The sequence below is a fragment of the Flavobacterium sp. genome, from assembly GCF_035195345.1.
In the GTDB taxonomy this organism is placed as follows: domain Bacteria; phylum Bacteroidota; class Bacteroidia; order Flavobacteriales; family Flavobacteriaceae; genus Flavobacterium.
Genome location: NZ_CP136574.1, coordinates 1,933,852 through 1,957,842 on the forward strand (window position 1 = coordinate 1,933,852; position 23,991 = coordinate 1,957,842).

At 32.3% G+C, this 23,991-nt stretch carries 23 protein-coding genes and 2 tRNA genes; 16 read left to right on the forward strand and 9 right to left on the reverse strand.

Annotated elements, in window-relative coordinates; all coding sequences use genetic code 11:
• Positions 1–30: 30 nt before the first annotated feature.
• Complete coding sequence (locus tag RSE15_RS09310) at positions 31–972, reverse strand: ribose-phosphate pyrophosphokinase (RefSeq protein ID WP_324067909.1); 942 nt, start codon at positions 970–972, stop codon at positions 31–33.
• A 167-nt stretch (positions 973–1,139) separates the two neighbouring features.
• Here RSE15_RS09310 and RSE15_RS09315 point away from each other — a divergent pair.
• A tRNA-Leu gene (locus tag RSE15_RS09315) sits at positions 1,140–1,219 on the forward strand.
• Between the two features lie 202 nt (positions 1,220–1,421).
• On the opposite strand, the gene RSE15_RS09320 is transcribed toward RSE15_RS09315, so the two are convergent.
• Positions 1,422–2,597 carry a helix-turn-helix domain-containing protein gene (locus RSE15_RS09320; RefSeq protein WP_324067911.1) on the reverse strand — a complete coding sequence of 392 codons (1,176 nt, stop codon included), beginning with the start codon at positions 2,595–2,597 and terminating at the stop codon, positions 1,422–1,424.
• Positions 2,598–3,317: 720 nt separating this feature from the next.
• Here RSE15_RS09320 and RSE15_RS09325 point away from each other — a divergent pair.
• The gene (locus tag RSE15_RS09325; RefSeq protein ID WP_324067913.1) at positions 3,318–3,815 is read left to right on the forward strand and encodes a hypothetical protein; all 498 of its coding nucleotides are present in this window, start codon (positions 3,318–3,320) and stop codon (positions 3,813–3,815) included.
• Positions 3,816–3,818: 3 nt separating this feature from the next.
• Here RSE15_RS09325 and RSE15_RS09330 read toward each other — a convergent pair whose 3' ends face one another.
• Together RSE15_RS09330 and rbfA are read right to left on the reverse strand one after the other, a co-directional pair.
• Positions 3,819–5,018 (reverse strand): ABC transporter permease, encoded by a 1,200-nt coding sequence (locus tag RSE15_RS09330; protein ID WP_324067915.1) that lies wholly within the window; start codon positions 5,016–5,018, stop codon positions 3,819–3,821.
• Position 5,019: 1 nt separating this feature from the next.
• A complete protein-coding gene (rbfA, locus tag RSE15_RS09335) occupies positions 5,020–5,412 on the reverse strand; it encodes a 30S ribosome-binding factor RbfA (protein WP_324067917.1) in 393 nt (130 codons plus the stop codon).
• Positions 5,413–5,532: 120 nt separating this feature from the next.
• On the opposite strand from rbfA, the gene mce reads away from it, so the two are divergent.
• Both mce and RSE15_RS09345 read left to right on the forward strand, forming a co-directional pair.
• Complete coding sequence (gene mce, locus RSE15_RS09340; RefSeq protein ID WP_324067920.1) at positions 5,533–5,934, forward strand: methylmalonyl-CoA epimerase; 402 nt, start codon at positions 5,533–5,535, stop codon at positions 5,932–5,934.
• 57 nt (positions 5,935–5,991) lie between these two features.
• Positions 5,992–6,065: transfer RNA gene (locus tag RSE15_RS09345), tRNA-Ile, on the forward strand.
• A gap of 355 nt (positions 6,066–6,420) precedes the next feature.
• Here the strand turns inward: RSE15_RS09345 and RSE15_RS09350 are convergent.
• On the reverse strand, positions 6,421–7,011 hold the full coding sequence (locus RSE15_RS09350; protein WP_324067922.1) for a riboflavin synthase: 591 nt from the start codon (positions 7,009–7,011) through the stop codon (positions 6,421–6,423).
• 58 nt (positions 7,012–7,069) lie between these two features.
• On the opposite strand from RSE15_RS09350, the gene pdxA reads away from it, so the two are divergent.
• From pdxA to accC, 6 genes are all read left to right on the forward strand, one after another.
• A complete protein-coding gene (gene pdxA / locus RSE15_RS09355; protein WP_324067924.1) occupies positions 7,070–8,119 on the forward strand; it encodes a 4-hydroxythreonine-4-phosphate dehydrogenase PdxA in 1,050 nt (349 codons plus the stop codon).
• Between the two features lie 81 nt (positions 8,120–8,200).
• Entirely contained in the window at positions 8,201–8,734 is a 534-nt protein-coding gene (locus RSE15_RS09360) for a YceD family protein (protein WP_324067926.1), read from the forward strand.
• Between the two features lie 9 nt (positions 8,735–8,743).
• A complete protein-coding gene (gene rpmF / locus RSE15_RS09365; protein WP_250582110.1) occupies positions 8,744–8,938 on the forward strand; it encodes a 50S ribosomal protein L32 in 195 nt (64 codons plus the stop codon).
• A 167-nt stretch (positions 8,939–9,105) separates the two neighbouring features.
• The gene (locus RSE15_RS09370; RefSeq protein WP_324067928.1) at positions 9,106–10,101 is read left to right on the forward strand and encodes a beta-ketoacyl-ACP synthase III; all 996 of its coding nucleotides are present in this window, start codon (positions 9,106–9,108) and stop codon (positions 10,099–10,101) included.
• Between the two features lie 26 nt (positions 10,102–10,127).
• Positions 10,128–10,613, forward strand: a complete 486-nt coding sequence (accB, locus tag RSE15_RS09375) for an acetyl-CoA carboxylase biotin carboxyl carrier protein (RefSeq protein ID WP_324067930.1) — start codon at positions 10,128–10,130, stop codon at positions 10,611–10,613.
• A 108-nt stretch (positions 10,614–10,721) separates the two neighbouring features.
• Entirely contained in the window at positions 10,722–12,071 is a 1,350-nt protein-coding gene (gene accC / locus RSE15_RS09380; RefSeq protein ID WP_324067932.1) for an acetyl-CoA carboxylase biotin carboxylase subunit, read from the forward strand.
• A gap of 94 nt (positions 12,072–12,165) precedes the next feature.
• Here the strand turns inward: accC and RSE15_RS09385 are convergent, their stop codons facing one another.
• Positions 12,166–14,079, reverse strand: coding sequence for a S9 family peptidase (locus RSE15_RS09385; RefSeq protein WP_324067934.1), 1,914 nt, complete (start codon positions 14,077–14,079; stop codon positions 12,166–12,168).
• Positions 14,080–14,162: 83 nt separating this feature from the next.
• Here RSE15_RS09385 and RSE15_RS09390 point away from each other — a divergent pair, with 83 nt between their 5' ends.
• Both RSE15_RS09390 and RSE15_RS09395 read left to right on the forward strand, forming a co-directional pair.
• Complete coding sequence (locus RSE15_RS09390; protein ID WP_324067936.1) at positions 14,163–15,404, forward strand: dicarboxylate/amino acid:cation symporter; 1,242 nt, start codon at positions 14,163–14,165, stop codon at positions 15,402–15,404.
• The gene (locus RSE15_RS09395; protein WP_324067938.1) at positions 15,397–16,080 is read left to right on the forward strand and encodes a DedA family protein; all 684 of its coding nucleotides are present in this window, start codon (positions 15,397–15,399) and stop codon (positions 16,078–16,080) included. The genes RSE15_RS09390 and RSE15_RS09395 overlap by 8 nt, the downstream gene beginning before the upstream one ends.
• On the opposite strand, the gene RSE15_RS09400 is transcribed toward RSE15_RS09395, so the two are convergent.
• Entirely contained in the window at positions 16,081–17,535 is a 1,455-nt protein-coding gene (locus RSE15_RS09400; RefSeq protein WP_324067940.1) for a TlpA family protein disulfide reductase, read from the reverse strand.
• A gap of 91 nt (positions 17,536–17,626) precedes the next feature.
• Between RSE15_RS09400 and RSE15_RS09405 the strand changes: the two genes are divergently transcribed.
• Genes RSE15_RS09405 through RSE15_RS09420 form a run of 4 tightly spaced genes read left to right on the forward strand, consistent with a single transcriptional unit; the run spans position 17,627 to position 21,146 of the window.
• Complete coding sequence (locus RSE15_RS09405; RefSeq protein ID WP_324067942.1) at positions 17,627–18,739, forward strand: NAD(P)/FAD-dependent oxidoreductase; 1,113 nt, start codon at positions 17,627–17,629, stop codon at positions 18,737–18,739.
• Between the two features lies 1 nt (position 18,740).
• Complete coding sequence (mtgA, locus tag RSE15_RS09410) at positions 18,741–19,469, forward strand: monofunctional biosynthetic peptidoglycan transglycosylase (RefSeq protein WP_324067944.1); 729 nt, start codon at positions 18,741–18,743, stop codon at positions 19,467–19,469.
• On the forward strand, positions 19,466–20,284 hold the full coding sequence (locus RSE15_RS09415) for an SDR family NAD(P)-dependent oxidoreductase (protein ID WP_324067946.1): 819 nt from the start codon (positions 19,466–19,468) through the stop codon (positions 20,282–20,284). Before mtgA ends, RSE15_RS09415 begins: the two co-directional genes overlap by 4 nt.
• A gap of 58 nt (positions 20,285–20,342) precedes the next feature.
• On the forward strand, positions 20,343–21,146 hold the full coding sequence (locus RSE15_RS09420) for a TIGR00266 family protein (protein ID WP_324067948.1): 804 nt from the start codon (positions 20,343–20,345) through the stop codon (positions 21,144–21,146).
• A gap of 68 nt (positions 21,147–21,214) precedes the next feature.
• On the opposite strand, the gene RSE15_RS09425 is transcribed toward RSE15_RS09420, so the two are convergent.
• Together RSE15_RS09425 and RSE15_RS09430 are read right to left on the reverse strand one after the other, a co-directional pair.
• Complete coding sequence (locus RSE15_RS09425) at positions 21,215–23,317, reverse strand: prolyl oligopeptidase family serine peptidase (protein WP_324067950.1); 2,103 nt, start codon at positions 23,315–23,317, stop codon at positions 21,215–21,217.
• Between the two features lie 107 nt (positions 23,318–23,424).
• A complete protein-coding gene (locus RSE15_RS09430) occupies positions 23,425–23,985 on the reverse strand; it encodes a type 1 periplasmic binding fold superfamily protein (RefSeq protein WP_324067952.1) in 561 nt (186 codons plus the stop codon).
• Positions 23,986–23,991: the final 6 nt, after the last annotated feature.

Genomic DNA, 23,991 nt, shown 5'->3' on the forward strand with positions numbered 1-23,991 from the left:
TAATAAATACTTATTAAAGTGGTTTCTTGATTACATCAAAAATTTTCCACTAATAGAGTTGTTGTTTTGTACCATGTGCATTACTTCAGCAAATAATGGAGCACAACTTACCACTCTGATTTTCTTTGATTCTTTTCGTAACGGAATAGAATCGGTAACAATTAACTCTAATAATTGAGAGTTTTCAATTTTTTCATACGCTTCACCCGATAATATAGGATGTGTACATATTGCTCTAACACTTAATGCGCCTTTTTCCATCATTACATCAGCTGCTTTAGCTAATGTTCCTCCAGTGTCAATCATATCGTCAACTAAGATAACATTTCTGCCTTTTACATCTCCAATTAACTCCATGGTATCAATTACATTTGCTTTTTTTCTTTGCTTGTAACAAACTACTACATCAGATTCTAAAAATTTAGAATAAGCATACGCTCTTTTTGAACCTCCCATATCTGGAGATGCGATGGTTAAATTTTCTAGATTTAAACTTCTCACATAAGGCAAAAAGATGGTTGAAGCAAACAAATGATCTACTGGTTTTTCAAAGAAACCTTGAATTTGATCAGCATGTAAATCCATCGTCATAATTCGAGTAGCTCCAGCAGTTTCCAATAGTTTTGCAACTAATTTAGCTCCAATTGGCACTCTTGGCTTGTCTTTTCTATCTTGTCTTGCCCAACCAAAGTAAGGGATCACTGCGGTAATATGTCTGGCAGATGCTCTTTTTGCTGCATCTATCATCAATAATAATTCCATTAAATTGTCTGCACTTGGAAAGGTAGAACAAACTAGGAATACACGCAATCCTCTTATTGATTCTTCAAAAGAAGGCTGAAATTCGCCGTCACTATATTTAGAGAACGTAATTTTACCCATCTGAACACCATACTTTTCAGCAATTTGTTCAGCTAGATACACACTCTGAGAACATGCAAAAATTTTTGCTTCCGGTTCTTGATACAGCATGTTAATTTATTGTTTAGTAGTTAGTTAGTGTTGTGTCGTGTTAACGAGGTGCAAATTTAGAAATAAAATCGAACTCTGAAAGGATATTTTTAACTATTTTTTTATGAATTGCAGAAATATTTTTTACATTTGCACCCACTTAATGATTTAACCATCATTTTTCCATTGCCCGGATGGCGGAATTGGTAGACGCGCACGACTCAAACTCGTGTACTTAGGTGTGTGGGTTCGATTCCCACTCCGGGTACTTTAAAATCCTTAATCAGCTTTAAACAAGTTAATTAAGGATTTTTATTTTTAATTTCCAATACAATTTTTGAATCTAGATTAATCAGGCAAACGAAATATAGAATAGATTTAAAATCTATTTTTCTGATTAGTATCATAATTCATATCACGGCATAGGTATTGAATACATATACTTTGATTTAGGTTTTATTTATACCAGTTTAGTTTAAATTTTTGTATTGGTTTGATAAGTAATCTTTAGGGGAATAGTTAGTCTGCTTTTTAAAATAGATAAAAAAAGAATTATAGGACTTAAACCCCACTTTGTATGCCAATGCATCAAATGTTTTTGACGCTAAAAAATTATTGCTTATTAGATGTAAAGAATCATTAATTTTGCAGTAATTTTTGTACTCAACGAACGACAACTTACAGTGGTATTTAAAAATATACGCTAAATGACTTGAAGGGATATTTAAACTATTAGATAAATCATTAATTGAATAATTTGAATCTCTAAAAGGAGTTTCTTTTGCAACAAAATTTTCAATTGCAATTATATATGAATTTGTTTTATTAACTAGTTTAGTTTGTAATTTAAACTCTTGCTTGCTTGATATATTTACAATAGTTGGTTCCCAAATAAAATCATTTATTTTAATTTCATTATTTAAACCAGCTATTTGTTTAATTAATTTTGGATATCCAAAAAGAATTTCAGGACTCATTAGAATTTTCAAAAAAACCAACAATAATAAAAAACTTTGAGTTATTGAAATTGTTTGTCCTGAAAATTTTTTCCCAGCACAAACTTCAAAGCATAGCACAATTAAAAGTCTAATAAACATTAGAATAATAATTATAAAAATAAAGTTTAACCAATTTTTTATTATTTGATAGTGCTTAGGGCTAATTAATTCTTTATTATTTTTCTTTAAGATTTTAAAATATATCTTTAAAATTTTAAAGAAATAAATAGCAATATATAATATTACACACAACTCCAATCCAATTTCAAATATGTTATGATATAAGACTATTCTATGATGTAGAAATACAAAATAAGAAAACAATACAATTGGAAAAATGAAATGGAGCAAATTTTTAGGTTGAAAAACTTTAATGTCTTTTATTAAAGATATCAAGTATAGATATACACAAGGGGCAGCTATTAATGAGAGAGAATATAAAGCAGATAAATTTAGGGTTAAAAATGGTAATAAGATATAATTTTCTATGACACTAAAAATCGAACGTAATGATGCCATAAAAAAAATAACAGCAAGATAACCATTGACAATTTTATTTGATTTGTAGGAAAAAAATAATAAAAAAACGACAAAAAATCCTAGAATACCTACGAATAATGAGAAAAAGATTAGAATTTGTGTAAACATGAACCATTTCTTTATGTAAGTTTATAATTGCGAATGTACTATAAAAAATTAATTCGTCAATTTTTTACTATGTAATACAATATTAAAAAGGTTACTATTTTTTTAAAATATATATCGTTTTTTCTAAATTTTAATGCTAAATTTTATTTTCCTTTTTTTTAGGTTTACTTTTGAAATAGATACTAAATATTTATTAATACAATTAAGTTGTAAATTAAGTTTAATCTAGAATCTATTATATAAAATGAAAATTATTTTTAAAGAGAATAAAACAATTGAGATAGTTAGATTTCGCAAATTGAGTATTTTTAATCTAAATGATATAGATAAAATCAATATCAAATTCATTAATTTTCTTATTGTTAAGATTTATTATTTAAATATTTTAACAAAAGATAGAAAAATATATTCGTTCTTTTTCTTAAAAAATGATAAAGAGAGTATTAAAAGAGAAGTGTTTTACATTAGAAATTTCATGAGCTCACATTTGGAATAACAATTTTAATAACTACCCTAAAGATTGCAACTATTTTTTTACATCAATAGAACTAACCAACGAAAAAATAAAATAAATTTGAGTTAGTATTATTTAATTCGTTTTTTACTAGCTTTCAAGGTGATAATGGTGACTTTATTTTTTGAATTTCTAGAAATTTAAATACAACATTTCAAAAACAAAATATAAAGTTTTATCTTTGAGAACTATAAAAAAATAATAAGATGAAAAAGCAATTACTTTTGGCAACTATTTTAGTTTCGATTTTGTTTATATCTTGTAAAAAAGACGAAGAAGTAAAACCAGTAGAAGCATCACAGCAGAAAACACAACCTTTTTCTGGTGAAGCGTGGTTGAAGCAGCGTGTTGGAAATCAAGTTCAAGCACAACAGCAAACTATGCAGCAAACCGCCCAGCCATCAACGCCAAGTCCAGCACAAACTAGCCCAGGAATGAATCCTCCGCACGGGCAACCAGGTCACAAATGCGAAATTCCTGTTGGAGCGCCATTGAACTCAAAACCAATTGCCAACAAAAAACCGCAAACAACAACCAATGTGGTTAATAAAAAATCAGAAGATAAACCTGTAATGAATGTGAATTCAAAAAATGGGACTGCAACTATAGTAGGAACAACTACTCTTCCAGGAATGAATCCACCGCACGGACAAGAAGGTCATCGTTGTGATGTTGCAGTAGGAGCTCCTTTGCCTAAAGAATAATGTTTATTTAAACAATTTTTTATTCACTGTACCCGAAGCAATCCAAGATGAGATAAAGCCGAGTATTATAATGGTTGTTACAACAATTGCTATGTTTTTCCATTCAAAAAGAACTGGATAAGGCATTGTTGGAGTAATCATAATAAAAGAAAAATGTTGTTGTAGTAAAATAATACCGATGGCAAGTACTAATCCAAGTACTAATCCAAATGAGGTTATTATAATTCCTTGGGTAAAGAATATGGTCCGAATAGAAGTTTGTGTTACGCCAATATTGTATAATGTTTTTAAATTATCTCTTTTATCAATGATGATCATTACAATAGCTCCTGCAAGACAAAATAATGTTAGGATAACAACTAATGTGCTGAATAAATAAATGAATAAATTTTCAGATTGGAGCATTTTATACAGCGAATCATTAAGTTGGGCTCTGTTTTTTATTTTAATTGATTTTCCTAAAATTTGAGCAAGTTCAGCTCGAGCTTTAGTTTCGTCTGCGTTTGGCTTTAATTTGATTTCAAGATTAGTTATTTCGTTGTCTTTTAGGCCTAAAAAATGTTGCGCAACTTCAATAGAACAAAACACATATTTGCTGTCTAATTCTTCGTTAATTGAATATATCCCAGATGGAAACAATAATGCTTTGTTAAAAGCTTCGTTCGGATTTTCAATATCACCTATTCCGGGTTTTGGAGCAAATGCCTCTAAGCCATTGTTGTAATCAAATAAACCCAAACCTAATTTTCTACTAATATCTGCTCCAACAACTACATTTTCTGAATTGGCTTCAAGCCATTCTCCGGCATATAAGTTTTTATTAAAATTAGTGACTTGGATGAATCGATTGTCAATTCCTTTAATATAAGCAAAGAGTTCTTTGCTGTCATACATAAAGTATACGCGTTCTTCAATAATTTTGCTGTAAGAATTTATGTAATGGCTTTTTTTAAGTTGTTCTTCTTCGATAGGATTTAAAAAAAAAGTTTTTCCAGCGGAAGTTTCAACTCGTAAGTCTGGATCAGAAGCATTTGCGAAATTTAGACTAAATTCTTTCAATCCGCTAAATACAGATAAGAAAACAAAAAGAGCCATAGTACTTGCTATAATTCCAACAGAAGCAATACCTGTAATTATATTGATTGCTTTGTTTTTGCTGAAACTTACAGCGTAACGTTTTGCTATGTAATAGGAAAGGTTCAAATTACGATTTCTTTCTTTTCTCTAATAAATCTGGATTTTCAATAGGATTTTCTTCGCCGGTTAGGGCTTTATCAATTTTTTCGATATAATCTAAACTGTCGTCAATATAGAAAATTAGATTTGGAACTTTGCGTAATTGATTTTTTACACGTTGCGCCAAATCGTGTTTTATAAGAGGAGCGTTACTTTTAACGGCCTCTAAAATTTCAGGAGCCTTTTCAGTAGGAAATATGCTTAAATGCACTTTAGCAATAGATAAATCAGAAGTTACATTTACTTTTGAAACTGAAATTAGTAAGTTATTAATATTGTTTTTTCGAATTTCGCCCTGCAAAATTGAAACTAAGTCATTTTGTAAAAGTGCTCCTATTTTTTTTTGTCTATTTGTTTCCATGATGCAAAAATACATAAAATTTCATCAAGGCGTATTCTTTTATAAGTATATGTAAGTTTGATTGCTTAAACGTTGTTTGATTTTTGTTAACTTTGTTCGTCTTTAAATTAATAAAAATACATGAGAAAGATTGAACATATTGGAATTGCTGTGAATAGTTTGGAATTGTCTAATGTTTTGTTTGAAAAGTTGTTTGGAACACCTCCTTATAAACAAGAAGAAGTAGAAAGCGAAGGGGTTAAAACTTCTTTTTTCATGAATGGGCCAAATAAAATAGAATTGTTAGAAGCTACCAATTCGAATAGCTCAATTGCTAAATTTTTAGAAAAAAAAGGAGAAGGAATTCATCATATTGCATTTGATGTGCAAGATATTTTAGCAGAAATTGATCGGTTAAAGAATGAAGGTTTTGTGGTTTTGAATGAAACTCCTAAAAAAGGCGCTGATAATAAGTTAGTTGCATTTCTTCATCCAAAGAGTACAAATGGTGTGTTGATTGAGCTTTGCCAAGAAATGAGATAAAGTTAAAAAAAGATTTGCTTGCAATAAAAAATAGTCTTAATATTGCAACACAATACTGGTCCTATAGCTCAGTTGGTTAGAGCACCTGACTCATAATCAGGTGGTCCCTGGTTCGAGCCCAGGTGGGACCACATTTTTTAAAGAAGAATACTGCCTGCTAAAATTAAGTTAATACAAATTATACTTTTTGCGTAGTTGTAATTTCTTACATTTTATATAATAGTTATTATACATATTTTCCTTAGTTTGACCTAATAATGATAATAATGAATAAAGTTATAAATGTTTTAGTATTTCTTTTAAGTTGTAATAGTCTCTTAGCTGCAGATCCAATAGAGCCACCCCCACCGTCTGGACCTCCACCTCCACCAGGAATGTCAATTGATGGAGACTTATTTATACTATTTGTTTTGGCATTAGTTTCTGGGTATTATCTATCTAAAAAATATATATTTATAAGAAAAGGCTCTTTATAAGAGTGTTTTCTTATTTTCTCAATTCATTCAATCGACTTACGTATTTTCCAATTACATCAAATTCTAAATTTACTTTTGTGCCAACTTTAAAGGTGTTAAAATTAGTGTGGTCAAATGTGTAAGGAATAATGGCTACACTAAAAGTGTTTAATCCAGAGTTTACTACTGTTAAGCTTGTTCCGTTTACTGTAATTGAACCTTTTTCAATGGTAATATTGTTTAATGAGGCATCGTATTCAAATGTAAAAACCCAACTTCCGTTTGCTTCTTTAATATTAGTGCACGTTCCAGTTTGATCTACGTGTCCTTGAACAATGTGTCCGTCAAGTCTGTCGCCAAGTTTCATAGCGCGTTCTAAATTTAGAACATCGTTAACTTTCCATGATCCAATAGAAGTTTTATCAATAGTTTCTTTAATAGCTGTAACTGTGTAGTTTTTGTTTTCAATTTTTATAACGGTTAAACAAATTCCATTATGTGCTACACTTTGGTCAATTTTTAATTCGTGAGTAATTTCAGATTCTATCGTTAAGTGCAGGTTTTCCTGATCTTTTTCGATTTCTTTTATAATTCCGAGCGTTTCTATAATTCCGGTAAACATAACTGATTTAATTTTACTAAATTTGCACATCAAAAGTAAGCAATAAATCACATTTGTCATGGTTAAAAAAGCAGAAAATATAATTGTTGGAATTTCAATTGGAGATTTAAATGGTATTGGAAGCGAGGTTATTTTAAAAACATTTGAAGATACTCGAATGTTAGAATTATGTACGCCTGTAATTTTTGCGAATGTAAAAATTGTATCTTTTTTAAAGAAAGAATTAAAATTAGATGCAGCTATTCACGGCATAGATAAATTAGAACAGCTTGTTGTAGGTAAAATTAATGTTTTAAATGTTTGGCGCGAAGGGGTTAATTTGGAATTCGGTAAAAATGATGATGTGGTGGGAAGTTACGCTATAAAATCTTTTTTTGCAGCTACTAAAGCATTAAAAGAAGGTTTTGTAGATGTTTTGGTAACAGCACCTATTAATAAGTATAATATTCAATCAGAAGAATTTAAATTTCCTGGTCATACCGATTATTTGGATAAAGAATTGGAAGGCGATGCTTTAATGTTAATGGTGCATGATGATTTACGTGTCGGTTTGTTAACAGACCACGTCCCAGTAAATGAAGTAGCAAAACATTTGAATGAAAAATTAATTTCAAGTAAAATCAAAACGATTATTCAAACGTTAAAAGAAGATTTTGAAATTGAAAAACCTAAAGTAGCTGTTTTAGGATTGAATCCACATTCAGGAGATAATGGTGTTATAGGTCAAGAAGAAGAAAAAATAATCAAGCCTGCTTTGAAAAAATTATTTGAAGCAGGAAATATGGTTTTCGGACCTTTTCCAGCGGATGGATTTTTCGGTTCGGCGCAATATGAGAAATACGATGCAGTAATTGCAACGTATCATGACCAAGGATTAATCCCTTTTAAAACCTTATCATTTGGTAATGGAGTAAATTACACGGCAGGTTTAAATAAAATTAGAACTTCGCCTGATCATGGCACAGCCTATGAAATTGCAGGAAAAGGAGTGGCTAATCACGAGTCCTTTAAGGAGGCGGTTTATTTAGCAATTGATATTTATAACAAAAGAAATGACTATCAAGAGCTTATTAAAAACCCTTTAAAAACAAAACAAAAGCAGTTATAAACAAAAAAATGTTTACAACTAGTTTGAATTTATAAATATTTTATATCTTTGCACACCTTTTAAAAAGGTAAAACTGTTGTTATGAACAATTTAAAAGAATATTTGATTCCTTTTGTGGGATTAAAAATAGGGAAGCATCAGTTTGATTATCAAATAGATAATACGTTCTTTAAGAACTTTGATTATGACGAATTTAATGCCGTTTCAGTCAAAGTAAATATTGTTTTAGAGAAGAAAAGCACTATGCTTGAACTCGACTTTAAGCACAAAGGAACTGTAAATGTACCTTGCGATGTGTCTGGAGAAGAGTTTGATTTGCCAATTAAAGGAAAATGGAAACTTTTAGTAAAGTTTGGAGATGTCTTTAATAATGATAATGAGGAGTTGCTCATATTACCACATGGCGAATTTCAAGTAAATGTGGCGCAATACATTTATGAATCAATTGTATTGTCAGTTCCTTTACGAAGAGTACATCCTGGAATTAAAGATGGTTCTTTAACAGATGTAATTGATAAATTGGAATCGCTTTCTCCTAAAGAACAAAGAGAAGAACAAAATAATGATATTGACCCTAGATGGGAGAATTTAAAAAAACTATTAACGGATAAATAAAATAGAACAATGGCACATCCTAAGAGAAGACAGTCGTCTACAAGAAGAGATAAAAGAAGAACACATTACAAAGCGACAGTAGCTCAAATCGCTACATGTCCAGTAACTGGTGAAGCACATTTATACCACAGAGCTTACTGGCATGAAGGGAAAATGTATTACAGAGGTCAAGTTGTAATTGATAAAAATGAAGCAGTAGCTTAATTGCATCAAGAAAAAAATAGAGAAAACTCTCACATTGTGAGAGTTTTTTTGTTAAGTACCCATTCACGCTATAATTTATAAAAGTGAATAGGATTCGTTTGAAATTTTTTTTGTAATTTCCACCACTTTTTGAACCTTAAAATTTCAGAAAGAAAAATTAATCGAAGATGAATAAAATAACAGCAGCAATTACGGCAGTAGGTTCTTATGTTCCCGACTTTGTTCTGTCGAATCAAGTATTGGAAACATTAGTAGATACTAATGACGAATGGATTACCAGTCGTACCGGAATTAAAGAAAGAAGATTGTTGAAAGAAGAAGGGCAAGGTACTTCTTATATGGCAATTAAAGCCGCTCAAAACTTATTAGAAAAAGCCAATTTAGATCCTAAAGAAATTGATTTAGTGATTATGGCAACCGCAACACCAGATATGCCTGTAGCCTCTACAGGAGTTTATGTGGCAACAGAAATTGGCGCAACAAATGCTTTTGCATATGATTTACAAGCGGCATGTTCAAGCTTTCTTTTCGGAATGTCGACAGCCTCAGCTTATATCGCCTCTGGAAAATATAAAAAGGTTTTATTAATTGGTGCCGATAAAATGTCATCTATTATTGATTACACGGACAGAGCTACTTGTATCATTTTTGGTGATGGAGCAGGAGCTGTATTGTTTGAACCAAATACAGATGGATTAGGTCTTCAAGATGAAATTCTAAAAAGTGATGGAATCGGAAGAGAATTCTTAAAAATTGAAGCAGGTGGTTCTATTTTACCTCCTTCAGAAGAAACTTTAAAAAATAAGCAACATTTTGTTTTTCAAGACGGAAAAACAGTATTCAAATACGCCGTTTCTGGTATGGCTGATGTGAGTGAGAAAATTATGCAACGTAATAACTTATCTCATGATGATGTGAACTGGTTAGTAGCACATCAGGCAAATAGAAGAATTATCGATGCTACTGCAAACCGAATGGAATTAGACGAATCTAAAGTCTTGATTAACATTCAAAAATACGGAAATACCACTTCGGCAACCCTTCCATTATTATTATCCGATTTTGAAAACCAGTTAAAAAAAGGGGATAACCTTATCTTTGCTGCTTTTGGTGGCGGATTTACATGGGGTGCTATTTATTTAAAATGGGCTTACACAAAATAAAAACAAACTAAACTAAATCAAATATTATGGATATTAGAGAGATTCAAAACCTAATCAAATTTGTAGCCAAATCGGGCGCTACAGAAGTAAAATTAGAAATGGACGATTTTAAAATCACCATAAAAACTACAACAGAAGGTACAGAGAGCACTACAACTTATGTGCAACAAATGCCAATGCAAGCTGCGCCACAAATGGCAGCTCCGCAAGTAGTAGCTCCGCAAGTAGTTTCTGATGTAATTGCTGCACCAGCTTCTGATGATAATGCTAAATACATTACTGTTAAATCGCCTATTATTGGAACTTTCTATAGAAAACCAGCACCAGACAAACCAATGTTTGTAGAAGTAGGTACAACTATTGGAAAAGGAGATGTTCTTTGTGTAATTGAAGCAATGAAATTATTCAACGAAATCGAATCAGAAGTTTCAGGAAAAATCGTGAAAATTTTAGTAGATGATTCTTCTCCAGTTGAATTTGATCAACCATTATTCTTAGTTGATCCATCATAATAAGTTAGAAGTTAGCCCTTCGACGTAGCTCAGGATGACAAGAAGGTAGAACGTCTATCTTTATAATTGTCTAATTGACCCATTGTCTAATTATCTAATTAAAAAAACATGTTTAAAAAAATATTAATTGCCAATAGAGGGGAAATTGCACTTCGTGTAATTAGAACTTGTAGAGAAATGGGCATCAAAACAGTTGCAGTATATTCTACAGCAGACGCAGATAGTTTGCACGTAAAATTTGCTGACGAAGCGGTTTGTATTGGACCACCTCCAAGTAATTTATCCTACTTAAAAATGTCAAATATTATAGCGGCTGCAGAAATTACAAACGCAGATGCTATTCACCCAGGATATGGATTCTTATCTGAAAACGCTAAGTTTTCTAAAATTTGTCAAGAACACGGTATTAAATTCATTGGAGCTTCTCCAGAAATGATTGATCGTATGGGAGACAAAGCATCAGCAAAATCAACTATGATTGAAGCAGGTGTTCCATGTGTGCCAGGTTCAGTTGGTATTTTAGATTCGTATGAAGAAGCCGAAAAATTAGCCGATGAATTTGGTTATCCAGTTATGCTTAAAGCAACTGCTGGTGGTGGTGGAAAAGGAATGCGTGCTGTTTGGAAAAAAGAAGATTTATTAAAAGCTTGGGAAGGTGCTCGTCAAGAGTCGGCTGCGGCTTTTGGTAATGATGGCATGTACTTAGAAAAATTAATCGAAGAACCACGTCATATCGAAATTCAAGTAGTTGGAGATTCTTATGGAAAAGCATGTCACCTTTCAGAAAGAGATTGCTCGGTACAACGTCGTCACCAAAAGTTAACTGAGGAAACTCCGTCACCTTTTATGACTGATGAATTACGTGAAGCAATGGGTACTGCAGCAGTTAAAGCAGCAGAATATATTAAATACGAAGGAGCTGGAACGGTTGAATTCTTGGTTGACAAACACAGAAACTTCTACTTCATGGAAATGAATACGCGTATCCAAGTAGAACATCCAATTACAGAGCAAGTGGTTGATTATGACTTAATTCGTGAGCAAATAATGGTGGCAGCCGGCGTGCCTATTTCAGGTAAAAACTACTACCCACAATTACACTCAATAGAATGTCGTATAAATGCAGAAGATCCATATAACGATTTCCGCCCCTCACCAGGTAAAATTACGGTTTTACATGCGCCAGGAGGACACGGAGTACGTTTAGATACTCACGTTTATGCAGGATATACAATTCCGCCAAATTATGACTCGATGATTGCTAAGTTGATTACAACAGCACAATCAAGAGAAGAGGCTATCAATAAAATGAAGCGTGCTTTAGATGAGTTCGTAATCGAAGGAATCAAAACTACCATTCCATTCCACAGACAATTAATGGACGAACCAGATTATGTGGCTGGAAATTACACTACAAAATTTATGGAATCTTTTGTAATGAAAGACCCTCAAGAATAAAAACTAAAAAAGCGATTTCAATTGAAATCGCTTTTTTTATACTCAATTTTTTATTTCAGCTTTAATTTGTTTTTTGAACTTGTCCTTGAACTTTTTACAGCGTTTCTTTCAACCAACCAAAAAATTCTTTTTGCCAAACCAATGCATTTTGTGGTTTTAATACCCAATGGTTTTCATCTGGGAACAACAAGAATTTACTTTTAATTCCTTTTAATTGTGCTGCTTGAAAGGCTTCTTGTCCTTGACCAATTGGCACGCGGTAATCTTTTCCGCCTTGAATAATTAAAATCGGAGTATTCCAGTTGTTGATTGACTTAATTGGATTGAATTCGTTATAGGTTTTTTGAGCGGTAGCATTGTCTTTTTCCCAATACGCACCACCAGAATCCCAATTCGTAAAGAAAACTTCTTCCGTAGTTCCGTACATACTTTCTGTATTGAAAATTCCACAATGAGAAATAAATGTTTTGAAACGATTTTTGTGAATTCCAGCTAATTGAAACACGGAATAACCTCCGTAACTCGCACCCACAGCGCCTAAACGTGTTTTGTCTACGTACGATTCTTTTGCCACATCATCAATTGCTGATAAGTAATCATCCATAACTTGTCCACCCCAATCACCTGAAATTTGTTCGTTCCAAGCCGTTCCGTGTCCTGGCATTCCTCTTCGGTTGGGTGCTACAATAATATAACCTTGCGAAGCCATTAATTGGAAATTCCAACGGAATGAATACGATTGTGTCAACGCACTTTGTGGTCCACCTTGGCAGTATAAAAGTGCTGGATATTTTTTAGTTTTATCAAAGTTTGGTGGTAAAATTACCCAAACCAACATTTTTTTGCCATCGGTAGTCGTAACCCAACGTTTTTCAGTTTTACAAGAACTGATTTTAGCATAAGCTTCATCATTAACTTTGGTAATTTGTTTCCAAGTTTTCTTAACTAAATCATACGAATAAACTTCTGGAGCACGATTCATATCGTTTCTAGTTACTAAAACTGAAGTTCCTGAAAAACCAACAACGGCATTCACATCAAAATCACCATCTGTTAATTGTGTTACACGGACCGCAATTTTTGTTAAACCAGGAAAATTGACTTCAAAAAGTTGTTTTGTCCCTTTGATTGGCGCAATGAAGTATACTTTTTTCCCATCGTTACTCCAAGTAAAACTATCTACTGTTCCATCCCAACCAGCAGTTAGATTAATATCTAATCCTCTATGACGAACAATAATGTCGTTTTTGTCCGCTTCAAAGCCATCTCGTTTCATTTGTAGCCAAGACAAATCGCCTTTTGGAGAAAAAATCGGATGTGTATCGTAACCTAAATTACCTTCGGTAAGGTTTTTTGTAGTTTTTGTAGCTAAGTCGTATTCGTATAAATCGGTGTTGGTACTAGTCGCATAAGCTGTTCCGGTTTTCTTTTTACAAACGTAGATGATTTTTGTTCCATCAGGTGACCAAACATAATCTTCATCACCACCAAAAGGTTTTTGAGGGGAATCATAAGGTTCGTTTGGCATAATATCAATCGGAGCTAAAACTTTTTCATTTTCTTTAGCAAGCAATCCTACAAATAAATGGTTGTGTGTGCCATCATTCCAGGTGTCCCAATGACGATAATCTAAACCTGTGTAGATTTGTGCAGTAGTTTTTGATAATTTAGGATATAAATCTGAACCCAATACTTTCTCAACTTTTACTTGTTCAACACTGATGTATTCTTGACCATTTGGCGAAACACTTTTATCAGTAATTAAGCCGTCAATTTTTTCTAATAAAGTTGCATTCCCTCCACCAACCGGCACAGAGTAATATTTTGAATTGATTTTATTTTCTTCGATAGAAGGTGTACCTACTTTGTAAATCAATAGTTTTCCATCTTTTGAAATTCCTAATGGAGTTACTCTACCTAATCGCCATAAGGTTTCGGGAGTTAGGTTTTGTTGTGCTAATGTACTCATAGTTATCATGCTGAAAATGAGAAAAATGTATTTTTTCATACTGAATAAATTTAAAACGATGATAAATGTAGTACTTTTTTAAAAAAATATAAGTATTTTCACAAACTAAAATATAAAGTACCGTGAAGAACAACAAACTGTTTTTATTAATAATTATTTCGCTTGTTATAGGGATTATACTGGGTGGAATTGTACATTATCAGTTGCCTGATTCAATAGACGTTTTTTCTAAAAATATCAAGCTATTGGGAACCATATTTATCCGATTAGTGCAAATGATTATTGCTCCGTTAGTTTTTTCCACTTTAGTGGTTGGGATTGCAAAAATGGGCGACATGAAAATGGTAGGAAGAGTAGGTGGAAAAGCAATGGCTTGGTTTATTTCGGCATCTTTAATTTCATTGTTGTTAGGAATGGTCCTGGTTAACTTTTTTGCACCAGGGAAAGGCACAACAATTAAATTAGATGATACCACAAGTGCTTCCGAATTGTTAGAAAACTCAAAAGGATTTTCGTTAGAAGAGTTTGTAAAACACGTTATTCCAAAGAGTTTATTTGAAGCCTTAGCTACGAATGAAATTTTACAAATTGTAATTTTTTCCATTTTATTTGGTGTGGCTTTAGCCGCTTTTTCAAAAAAAGAAGCAAAACCAGTTTTAAAATTATTAGATACTGTGTCGCATGTGATTTTAAAAATGGTGACCTACATAATGTGGACAGCGCCATTAGGTGTTTTAGGTGCGGTAGCAAGTGCTATTGCCAAACACGGATTTGAAGTTTTTACCTTATATGCTAAATACTTAGGAGCTTTTTTTGTAGGGATTTTAGTGCTTTGGGTAATATTACTTACGGTGGGTTATTTGATATTAGGAAAACGTTTATTTGTATTGTTGGAACGAATTAAGAGTCCATTATTAATCGCTTTTTCTACCACGAGTAGCGAAGCTGTATTCCCAAAAATGGTAGAAGAATTAGAACGTTTTGGTTGTCAGCCTAAAATAGTTTCTTTCACTTTGCCGCTTGGTTATTCTTTTAATTTAGACGGTAGTATGATGTACATGACTTTTGCCAGTATTTTCATTGCACAAGTATACGGAATCGATATGTCTTTGGGTGAACAATTAACGATGCTATTGGTGTTAATGTTAACGAGTAAAGGTGTGGCAGGTGTGCCAAGAGCTTCATTAATTGTAGTTGTGGCAACCTGTGCGATGTTTGGTATTCCGCCTGAAGGAATTGCATTAATTTTACCAATTGACCATTTTTGTGATATGGCAAGAAGTATGACGAATGTTTTAGGAAACGCATTGTCAACTGCCGCAATTGATAAATGGGAAGCTAAATCAGAAGAGCAACATGGATAATTTTCATTGGACCAAACTTTTTAATCCTGAATTCTATATTACAATGGAAATCGGTGGAATTCCTGTTGGAATTTATATGGTTTTGTTTATTGTTTTTGCAGAAACTGGTTTGTTTGCTGGATTCTTTTTACCAGGTGATAGTTTGTTATTTCTTTCAGGAATTTACAGCCGTGAGTTAGTAGAAACCTTTTTCATGATTCCAAGTGATTTATCGAATGTTACTATTTTAGCTTTATTAATTGCTACTGCGGCAACTTTAGGAAATGTTTTCGGCTATTGGTTTGGTGCAAAAAGCGGTCAATTTTTATACAATAAAGAAGATAGTTTCTTTTTCAAAAAGAAATATTTATATGAGTCACAAGCATTTTTTGAAAAACACGGCGGAAAAGCTATCATATTTGCTCGTTTTTTACCTATCGTTAGAACATTTGTGCCCATTATTGCCGGAATTGTGCACATGCCAAAAAGCAAATTTATGTTCTATAACGTGTTAAGTTCGCTATTATGGTCGTTCCTATTGGTTTTTGCGGGACATTATTTATATGGATTGTTTAATGAAGAATTAGGAATTGATTTAAAGAAACATATAGAAACCATTATTTTAATTTTAATTGCTGTAACCTCGTTTCCATTGATAATGAAAGCGATTAAAGCAAGAAAAAAGCCTACGAATTAATTATTTAATTTGTAACAAGGAGTTCAACTCTTGCTTAATTTTATCAGAATCAGGTGAAGGTGCTTTTGGATTTGATATTTCTCCCTTCGTATCTAATAATACATATCTTGGAATAAAATCAATAGCCAGTTTTTTTAAGTATTCAGAAGTTTTTGGATTGATGATGCAATAACTGTTCTCTGTTAATATTTCAAATTGATTTGCTTTTTTCCATGCTTCAAAATTAGAATCGGTAGACAAATATAAAAAAACAACATTTTTATATTCATCATGTAATTTTCTTGAAGCTGGAAGCGCAGCTCTACATGGCGCACACCAACTAGCCCAAAAATCAATATAGATTACTTTTCCTTTATTAGCTTCAATAATCGCCGATAAGCTGGTTGCTTTTTTGTTCTCATCATACAAAATGACTTCAGAAGTATTTTGTTTTAACGCTTCTACATTGACTAAAAAAGCACTTTCAAAACCTTCTATCAATTTGTCATCGTTCGAATATTTTTTAAAGATTGCAATATAAGCAGATAGCTTTTGCGAATCTGTTTTTGCAATTCTATTTAAGTAGACATACAATAAATATTCTTTCGCTTTAGCAGAAAGCAAGTCCGATTTTTCAATTTGAAGGAAACTATTTTCGTTATCTTCATATTGCATGCTAATATCTTTGGTTTTTGTTTTGTTGTTAGCAGTTTTTAGTTCAAAATCTTTAATTTCTTTTTCGTATTTCTTGATTTTAAATTCATTTTTCACATATAATTCTAAGAAAAAGCGATACGATTTTATCCAAATTAGTGCTTCATTTTTAAGGTTATTTTGATAATCAGAGAAATTTGTTTTTGTATCTGTGTTTAAGGAGTAAAATGTGATATAATTCAATTGAGAATCATACGTTTCTTTTGAAATTTTCTCCGAATTTAAAAGTTCATCCAATGCTATTATAGAATTCTGGATAAAGTTTGCTAATTCCGTTTTATATTCCTTTTCTTCTTTTGAGTTTCTACTTCTTTTATTGTTTTGAAAAAAGACATAATTATCAATCGGAAAACTAAGATTTAATTGCTGTTCTAAATTCAAATCAAACGGTTTTACTTCGCGGTTTACTATTTTGAAATTAGGATAACCATTCTCATAATCAATTTCAACCAGGTCATTGGTGTACAAAATAACTCGTGAACTTTTGTTCAATTCTTTCCAATTGTGGATTAAAAAAATCTTGTCCGATTCAATATTCAATTCTATTGTGTCATTTTTCTCTCTGTTATTTGGCGACAGATAAGTTTCCTTGTACGAGTTAAATTCTGAATAATTAACTAATGCATTCATTCTTTTAAATCCGGAGGTTTCTTCAAAATGATAATTACTTTTTTTAAAAATAAGCGTAATTTTTTTAGTCACATTTTGTGCTGAAAAAAGTTGTGTAAAAAACAATGTTGTTAAAAGTAAATAAATTCTCATTTTTTCGATTTTAAATATCATAACGCAAATAACGAGATTTAGTGTATAACTAAAAACAAATTATTACATTTACTTTTTTAATCAGGTATTCATGCAACTTAGTTATTGGGAATTAAAAAATTGGTTTTCAAATGTTGATTTTACTATCGTAGGTAGTGGAATTGTTGGTTTAAATACTGCATTAGCGCTGCGCGAACGATTTCCCGTTGCTAAAATTTTAATTCTTGAAAAAGGAATTTTACCACAAGGCGCTAGTACAAAAAATGCTGGTTTTGCTTGTTTTGGAAGTATTTCCGAAATCATAGACGATTTAAAAACCCATACTGAAGAAGAAGTAATTCAACTCATTCAAAAACGATATGCAGGTTTGCAATTGCTTCGAAAAAATCTCGGAGATTCTATAATTGATCTAAAACCTTACGGTGGTTACGAGCTATTTTTAAAAGAAGATGAATCGTATTATAACGAATGTATTCAAAAGATTTCTTTTATCAACGACATCATAAAACCACTTTTTAAAACGGATGTTTTCTCAAAAGAAGTAGACCGATTTAATTTTGGAGGCATTTTTGAAAACTTGATTTTCAATCCGTTTGAAGCACAAATCGATACAGGAAATATGATGCAGGCTTTACTAAAAAAAGCACATCAAAACGATATTCTGATTTTGAACAGTCAAACCGTAACAAATTTTGAAGAAGTAAATGATGCAGTTGAGGTTGTAACCAACGGAATCACCTTTAAAACAAATAAATTATTGTTCACGACAAATGGTTTTGCTTCGCAATTAACTAACAATCAAGTGCAACCCGCAAGAGCCCAAGTGTTAATTACAAAACCAATTCCGAATTTAGATATTAGAGGCACTTTTCACTTAGATAAAGGTTATTTTTATTTTAGAAATATCAATGATAGAATTCTTTTTGGTGGTGGAAGAAACTTAGATTTTGCAGGCGAAACCACAACTTCGCACGATACAACAGAATTGATTCAAAATCGTTTGGAAGAGTTGTTAAAAACAGTAATTTTACCCCATCAAAAGTTTGAAATTGAACACCGATGGAGCGGTACAATGGGTGTGGGAACACATAAAAAACCAATCGTAGAACAACTTTCAAATAATGTCTATTGTGGAGTACGTATGGGAGGAATGGGTGTTGCCATAGGCAGTTTAGTCGGACAAGAATTAGCAGATTTAATATAGAATGGCAAAAAAAATCACTTCAAGTAAAAAGTCACCTACAAAAAAAAGAACTACAGGTCAAAAGATAGTACGTTTCTTTTGGTTGCTTTTTTTATGGTTTAATATTATTAGTTTTTTCGTTGTTTTGCTATTGAAATTTGTTCCAGTTCCATTTACACCACTTATGGGAATGAGAGCTTTAGAACACAATGAAGAAGGAAAAGACATGGTTTGCAGTCACGACTGGGTGCCAATAGAAGAAATTTCATTGAATCTTCAAAAAGCAGTTATTGCTAGCGAAGATGGTCGTTTTTTAGAACATTCTGGTTTCGATTTTGAAGCTATGCAAAAAGCTTTCCAGAATAATCAAAAAGGGAAACGTTTAAAAGGCGGAAGTACCATTTCACAACAAACGGCAAAAAATGTTTTTCTTTGGCAAGGCAGAAGTTATGTTCGAAAAGGTTTAGAAGCTTATTATACTGTTTTAATTGAACTAATTTGGGGTAAAAAACGCATCATGGAAGTTTATTTGAATAGTATTGAAATGGGTGATGGCGTTTATGGAGCAGAAGCAGCAGCAAAACATTGGTACAGAAAAGATGCTTCTAGTTTAACTCGTTATGAAGCAGCAGGAATAGCAGCCATATTACCGAGTCCAAGAAGGTATAAAGCATCCAATTCTTCTTCCTACATCAATAGAAGAAAGGCGAAAATTAGTAGAGAAATTAGTTATGTAAAATTAAAATATTGAAAAAAACAGTATTAATCACTGGAGCAGCTGGTGGAATTGGAAAGCAAACAGCACTTTTTTTTGCAGATAAAGGTTGGAATGTAATTGCTACGATGTTATCTCTTGATGAAGCAGAAAGTTTAAAATTTCATTCCAATATTAAATGCTATGAATTAGATGTAGCTTGTTCTGAAAGTATAGAATCTGCTAAGCAAAAAATTATTCTTGAAAATCCAAAAATCGATGTAATTATTAATAATGCGGGTGTTGGTTATAGAAGTTTTGTAGAACTCTCAGAAGATAAAAAAATAGATGCTATTATAAATATAAATTGGTTGGGAGTTGTTAAGGTTTGTAGAGCTTTTATTCCTGTTTTTAGAGTACAAAAAAGCGGACTTTTTATTAATATATCTTCTATTGCGGGGTTGGTTAATCTACCTTTAGGAAGTTTTTATCATTCCACAAAGCAAGCGGTTGAAAGTTTTTCAGAATGCATGGCATACGAATTGTATGATTTAAATATAAAAGTTTGTACTGTTCAATTTGGAAATGCACCCACTTCTTTTCAAAAAAATGTCACTAAATGCTCTACTACTTCTGTAAAGTCATATAATGATTTGATGAATAAAGTAACTGATTTACTTCAAAAAAAATCAAATAAAAACACAACCCTAACGCCGTTAATTATTAATAAATTATACAAAATCGCAGAAAATCCCAATAAAGAATTTAGAAGATATACGATTGGTTTTGACGCGAATTTGATGAAATTTCTTCGAAGAGGATTAGGTTACAAACTGTTCAATTGTCTAATTAGAAAATATACCCTGAAATAATTTTCAATTTTCAGTAACTTTTGTTTTTTGTGAGCGACATATTTATAAAACTAAAATTATGAAAGCACACGAAATAGATTACCATATTTATGGTGAAGAGATGCAATATGTAGAAATTGAATTAGATCCGCAAGAGGTTGTAGTGGCCGAAGCAGGTAGTTTTATGATGATGGAAAATGGCATCAAAATGGAAACTATTTTTGGTGATGGTAGTCAAGACCAACAACAAGGCATTTTTGGGAAATTACTTTCTGCTGGAAAAAGAGTTTTAACGGGCGAAAGTTTGTTTATGACCGCTTATCAAAATCAAGATTTTGGAAAAAGGAAAGTTTCTTTTGCATCACCTTATCCTGGAAAAATTGTTCCAATTGATTTACAGCAATTTGGCGGAAAATTTATTTGTCAAAAAGACTCTTTTTTGTGCGCTGCAAAAGGCGTTTCCGTTGGAATCGAATTTACTAAAAAATTGGGAACAGGCTTGTTTGGTGGCGAAGGTTTCATTATGCAAAAAATAGAAGGAGATGGAATGGCTTTCGTACATTCAGGTGGAACTTTAGCTAAAAAAGAATTACAATCTGGAGAATTACTTCGTGTAGATACAGGTTGTTTAGTTGGTTTTACTAAAGATGTAGATTATGATATTGAATTCGTGGGAGGTATCAAAAATACGTTTTTTGGAGGTGAAGGTGTTTTTTTTGCAACACTTCGAGGCCCAGGAACAGTTTACATTCAATCGTTGCCATTTACCCGTTTAGCAGATAGAATTATAGCATCGGCACCAAAAGCAGGTGGAAGTGGAAGAGAAGAAGGAAGCCTTTTAGGTGGATTAGGTAGAATGTTAGATGGTGATAATAGATTTTAAACGATAACAAAAATGTAAAATCCCGCAAACTTTAAAAGCTTGCGGGATTTTTTGAATATATATTTAAATTATTTCAACTCTTTAACACCCATATTGTAAAGGGTGAAAACTTGCATGTCCACATTTTCTTGAATGGTAGCGGCTACAGATTTTCCAGCTCCGTGACCCGCATTTACATCAATTCGAATTAAAACTGGATTGTCACCCGCTTGTTTTGCTTGCAATTCTGCTGCAAATTTGAAACTGTGTGCAGGAACTACTCGGTCATCATGATCTCCAGTTGTTACCATGGTAGCTGGATATTTTGTACCAGCTTTTACGTTGTGAACTGGTGAATATCCTTTGATGTACTCAAACATTTCTTTGCTTTGTTCAGAAGTTCCGTAATCGTATGCCCAACCAGCTCCTGCTGTAAATGTGTGGTAACGTAACATATCTAAAACACCAACTGCTGGTAACGCCACTTTTACTAAATCTGGACTCTGTGTCATAACTGCTCCTACTAACAAACCTCCATTTGAACCTCCTTTTATCGCTAAATAATCAGATGAGGTGTATTTTTCAGTAATCAAATATTCAGCAGCAGCAATGAAATCATCAAAAACGTTTTGTTTTTTTAATTGCGTTCCTGCATCGTGCCATTTTTTACCATATTCACCACCACCGCGTAAATTCGCAACAGCGTAAACTCCTCCATTTTCTAACCAAACGGCATTGGAAATACTAAAAGCAGGTGTTAAACTCACATTAAATCCGCCATAACCATATAAAATTGTTGGATTTTGTCCGTTTAATTTTGTTCCTTTTTTATAGGTGATAATCATCGGAACTTTTGTACCGTCTTTTGAAGTATAAAACACTTGTTTTGACTCGTAATCTGCCGAATTAAAATCAACTTTTGGTTTTTGATAAATTGCTGATTTTCCTGTTTTAGGATCGAATGTATAGGTAGTTCCTGGGGTTACATAATTGGTGAACGAAAAATATAAGGTGGTTTCTTTTTCTTTTCCGCCAAAACCGTTAGCAGTTCCAATACCTGGCAATTGAATATCACGTACTAATTTTCCGTTGTAATCATATTGTTTAATAAACGAAACAGCATCTTTCATGTAACTTGCAAAAATGAAACCATTACCCGTGTTTGGCGACAATACATTTTCGGTTTCAGCGATGCAATCTTTCCAATTTTCTTTAGCTGGATTAGATAAATCAAAAGTTACCACACGTTTGTTTGGCGCTTTGTAATTGGTAACTAAATAAATTTTAGAACCTTTATTATCTAAAACATCATTGTCGTTTTCGTAAGTATCAATTAAAGTTACAATTTTACTATTTGGTTTCGATAAATCTAAATAGTACAACTCGTTTCCTGAAGTTGAATTTGCAGCAGTAATAAATAAGTATTTTTCATCTTCAGAAACGCCACCACCTACATATCTTCTTTTAATATCACCACCAAAAACCAATTTATCCGTTTTTTGCGATGTGTTTAATTTGTGATAGTATAATTTATGTTGGTCCGTTTTTGCTGATAATTCGCTTCCAACCGGTTTGTCGTAGCTTGAATAATAGAAACCTTCGTTTTTGTACCAAGAAACCCCACTAAACTTGACATCCACAATGGTGTCGCCAATGATTTTTTTGGTTTTAGCTTCCATTACAATTACTTTTCTCCAATCACTTCCGCCTTCTGAAATGGCATAAGCAACTAAACTTCCGTCTTTACTGAAATTTAACCCACCTAATGAAGTGGTTCCATCTTTTGAGAACGTGTTTGGATCTAAAAAGATTTCTTCTTTTCCTGCTTTATCTTTTCGGTATAAAACCGATTGATTTTGAAGACCATTATTTTTGTAGTAATACGTAAAATCACCTTCTTTAAATGGAGCTGAAATTTTTTCATAATTCCATAATTGTTCCATTCTGGTTTTTAGCTTATTTCTGTATGGAATTTGCTCTAAATATCCATAAGTAACTACATTTTGAGCTTTTACCCATGCTTCGGTTTCAGCGCTTCGGTCGTCTTCTAACCAACGATATGGATCGTTAATTTTTACGTCAAAATACGAGTCAACTTGTTCGCTTTTTTTTGTTTCAGGATAATTGATTTTTGTTTGTGCGTTCATAAAAAGTGTACAAACAATAGCCGATATTGTTATTGTTTTTTTCATAAATTATTTATTGATGAGAACAAAGATATTCAAATTGAATTTAAAGATTTGTTAAAAAACAAAAACGACTGAAATTTCAGTCGTTTTTTTATCTTATAGTAATTTGTTTAGTTTACTGTAATTGGAAAGTAAACTTCTGCATCTGTGTTTCCATCTGCATTTGTAATACTTCCTTCACTAACACCAGGAGCCGTTTTGTTTGGCAAATGTCTTAATGTAACAGTTAATGTTCCTATTGTGCCAGAAGTTCCAGCAACTAGTGTAAAGTTCAATCCAATAGGGTTTCCGTTGGAGTCAATGTCTTCTGCATCATATGTTATAGTTCCTATTGAGGATCCTAAAAAATAAAAGACTTGGTGGTCAACACCTTCTTCTTGTACTTCTATTGTAATATCTTCAGCAGGATCTACCAATTCGTTAGAAAAAGTTGTTGACCCAACATAAGTTGTTCCAGCTACTAAATTTCCAGAAGCAGTTACTACTGGAACATTTGGTCCATCGCCATCTAAATCTCTTGAAGTTAATGTAATCACTTGTCCACCACCTGTTAAAGTTGTGGTTACGGTTGTAATAACTTCTTCTTCGTTTACTGCCGAGTCATCGTTTGAGCAAGAAGTTGAAAATAATGTAAGAATTACTAATAATGCTATAAGTTTTAAGTTTTTCATAATTTT

What these genes read in the sequence shown, in the direction of transcription:
- mce (WP_324067920.1), top strand. Translation starts at nt 5,533, where the DNA reads ATGAGAAAGATTGAACATATTGGAATTGCTGTGAATAGTTTGGAATTG.
- RSE15_RS09420 (WP_324067948.1), top strand. Translation starts at nt 20,343, where the DNA reads ATGAAAGCACACGAAATAGATTACCATATTTATGGTGAAGAGATGCAA.
- RSE15_RS09360 (WP_324067926.1), top strand. Translation starts at nt 8,201, where the DNA reads ATGAACAATTTAAAAGAATATTTGATTCCTTTTGTGGGATTAAAAATA.
- RSE15_RS09430 (WP_324067952.1), bottom strand. Translation starts at nt 23,985, where the DNA reads ATGAAAAACTTAAAACTTATAGCATTATTAGTAATTCTTACATTATTT.
- RSE15_RS09425 (WP_324067950.1), bottom strand. Translation starts at nt 23,317, where the DNA reads ATGAAAAAAACAATAACAATATCGGCTATTGTTTGTACACTTTTTATG.
- RSE15_RS09310 (WP_324067909.1), bottom strand. Translation starts at nt 972, where the DNA reads ATGCTGTATCAAGAACCGGAAGCAAAAATTTTTGCATGTTCTCAGAGT.
- rbfA (WP_324067917.1), bottom strand. Translation starts at nt 5,412, where the DNA reads ATGGAAACAAATAGACAAAAAAAAATAGGAGCACTTTTACAAAATGAC.
- RSE15_RS09385 (WP_324067934.1), bottom strand. Translation starts at nt 14,079, where the DNA reads ATGAAAAAATACATTTTTCTCATTTTCAGCATGATAACTATGAGTACA.
- RSE15_RS09370 (WP_324067928.1), top strand. Translation starts at nt 9,106, where the DNA reads ATGAATAAAATAACAGCAGCAATTACGGCAGTAGGTTCTTATGTTCCC.
- RSE15_RS09395 (WP_324067938.1), top strand. Translation starts at nt 15,397, where the DNA reads ATGGATAATTTTCATTGGACCAAACTTTTTAATCCTGAATTCTATATT.
- accC (WP_324067932.1), top strand. Translation starts at nt 10,722, where the DNA reads ATGTTTAAAAAAATATTAATTGCCAATAGAGGGGAAATTGCACTTCGT.
- pdxA (WP_324067924.1), top strand. Translation starts at nt 7,070, where the DNA reads ATGGTTAAAAAAGCAGAAAATATAATTGTTGGAATTTCAATTGGAGAT.
- accB (WP_324067930.1), top strand. Translation starts at nt 10,128, where the DNA reads ATGGATATTAGAGAGATTCAAAACCTAATCAAATTTGTAGCCAAATCG.
- RSE15_RS09405 (WP_324067942.1), top strand. Translation starts at nt 17,627, where the DNA reads ATGCAACTTAGTTATTGGGAATTAAAAAATTGGTTTTCAAATGTTGAT.
- RSE15_RS09350 (WP_324067922.1), bottom strand. Translation starts at nt 7,011, where the DNA reads ATGTTTACCGGAATTATAGAAACGCTCGGAATTATAAAAGAAATCGAA.
- RSE15_RS09400 (WP_324067940.1), bottom strand. Translation starts at nt 17,535, where the DNA reads ATGAGAATTTATTTACTTTTAACAACATTGTTTTTTACACAACTTTTT.
- RSE15_RS09325 (WP_324067913.1), top strand. Translation starts at nt 3,318, where the DNA reads ATGAAAAAGCAATTACTTTTGGCAACTATTTTAGTTTCGATTTTGTTT.
- rpmF (WP_250582110.1), top strand. Translation starts at nt 8,744, where the DNA reads ATGGCACATCCTAAGAGAAGACAGTCGTCTACAAGAAGAGATAAAAGA.
- mtgA (WP_324067944.1), top strand. Translation starts at nt 18,741, where the DNA reads ATGGCAAAAAAAATCACTTCAAGTAAAAAGTCACCTACAAAAAAAAGA.
- RSE15_RS09320 (WP_324067911.1), bottom strand. Translation starts at nt 2,597, where the DNA reads ATGTTTACACAAATTCTAATCTTTTTCTCATTATTCGTAGGTATTCTA.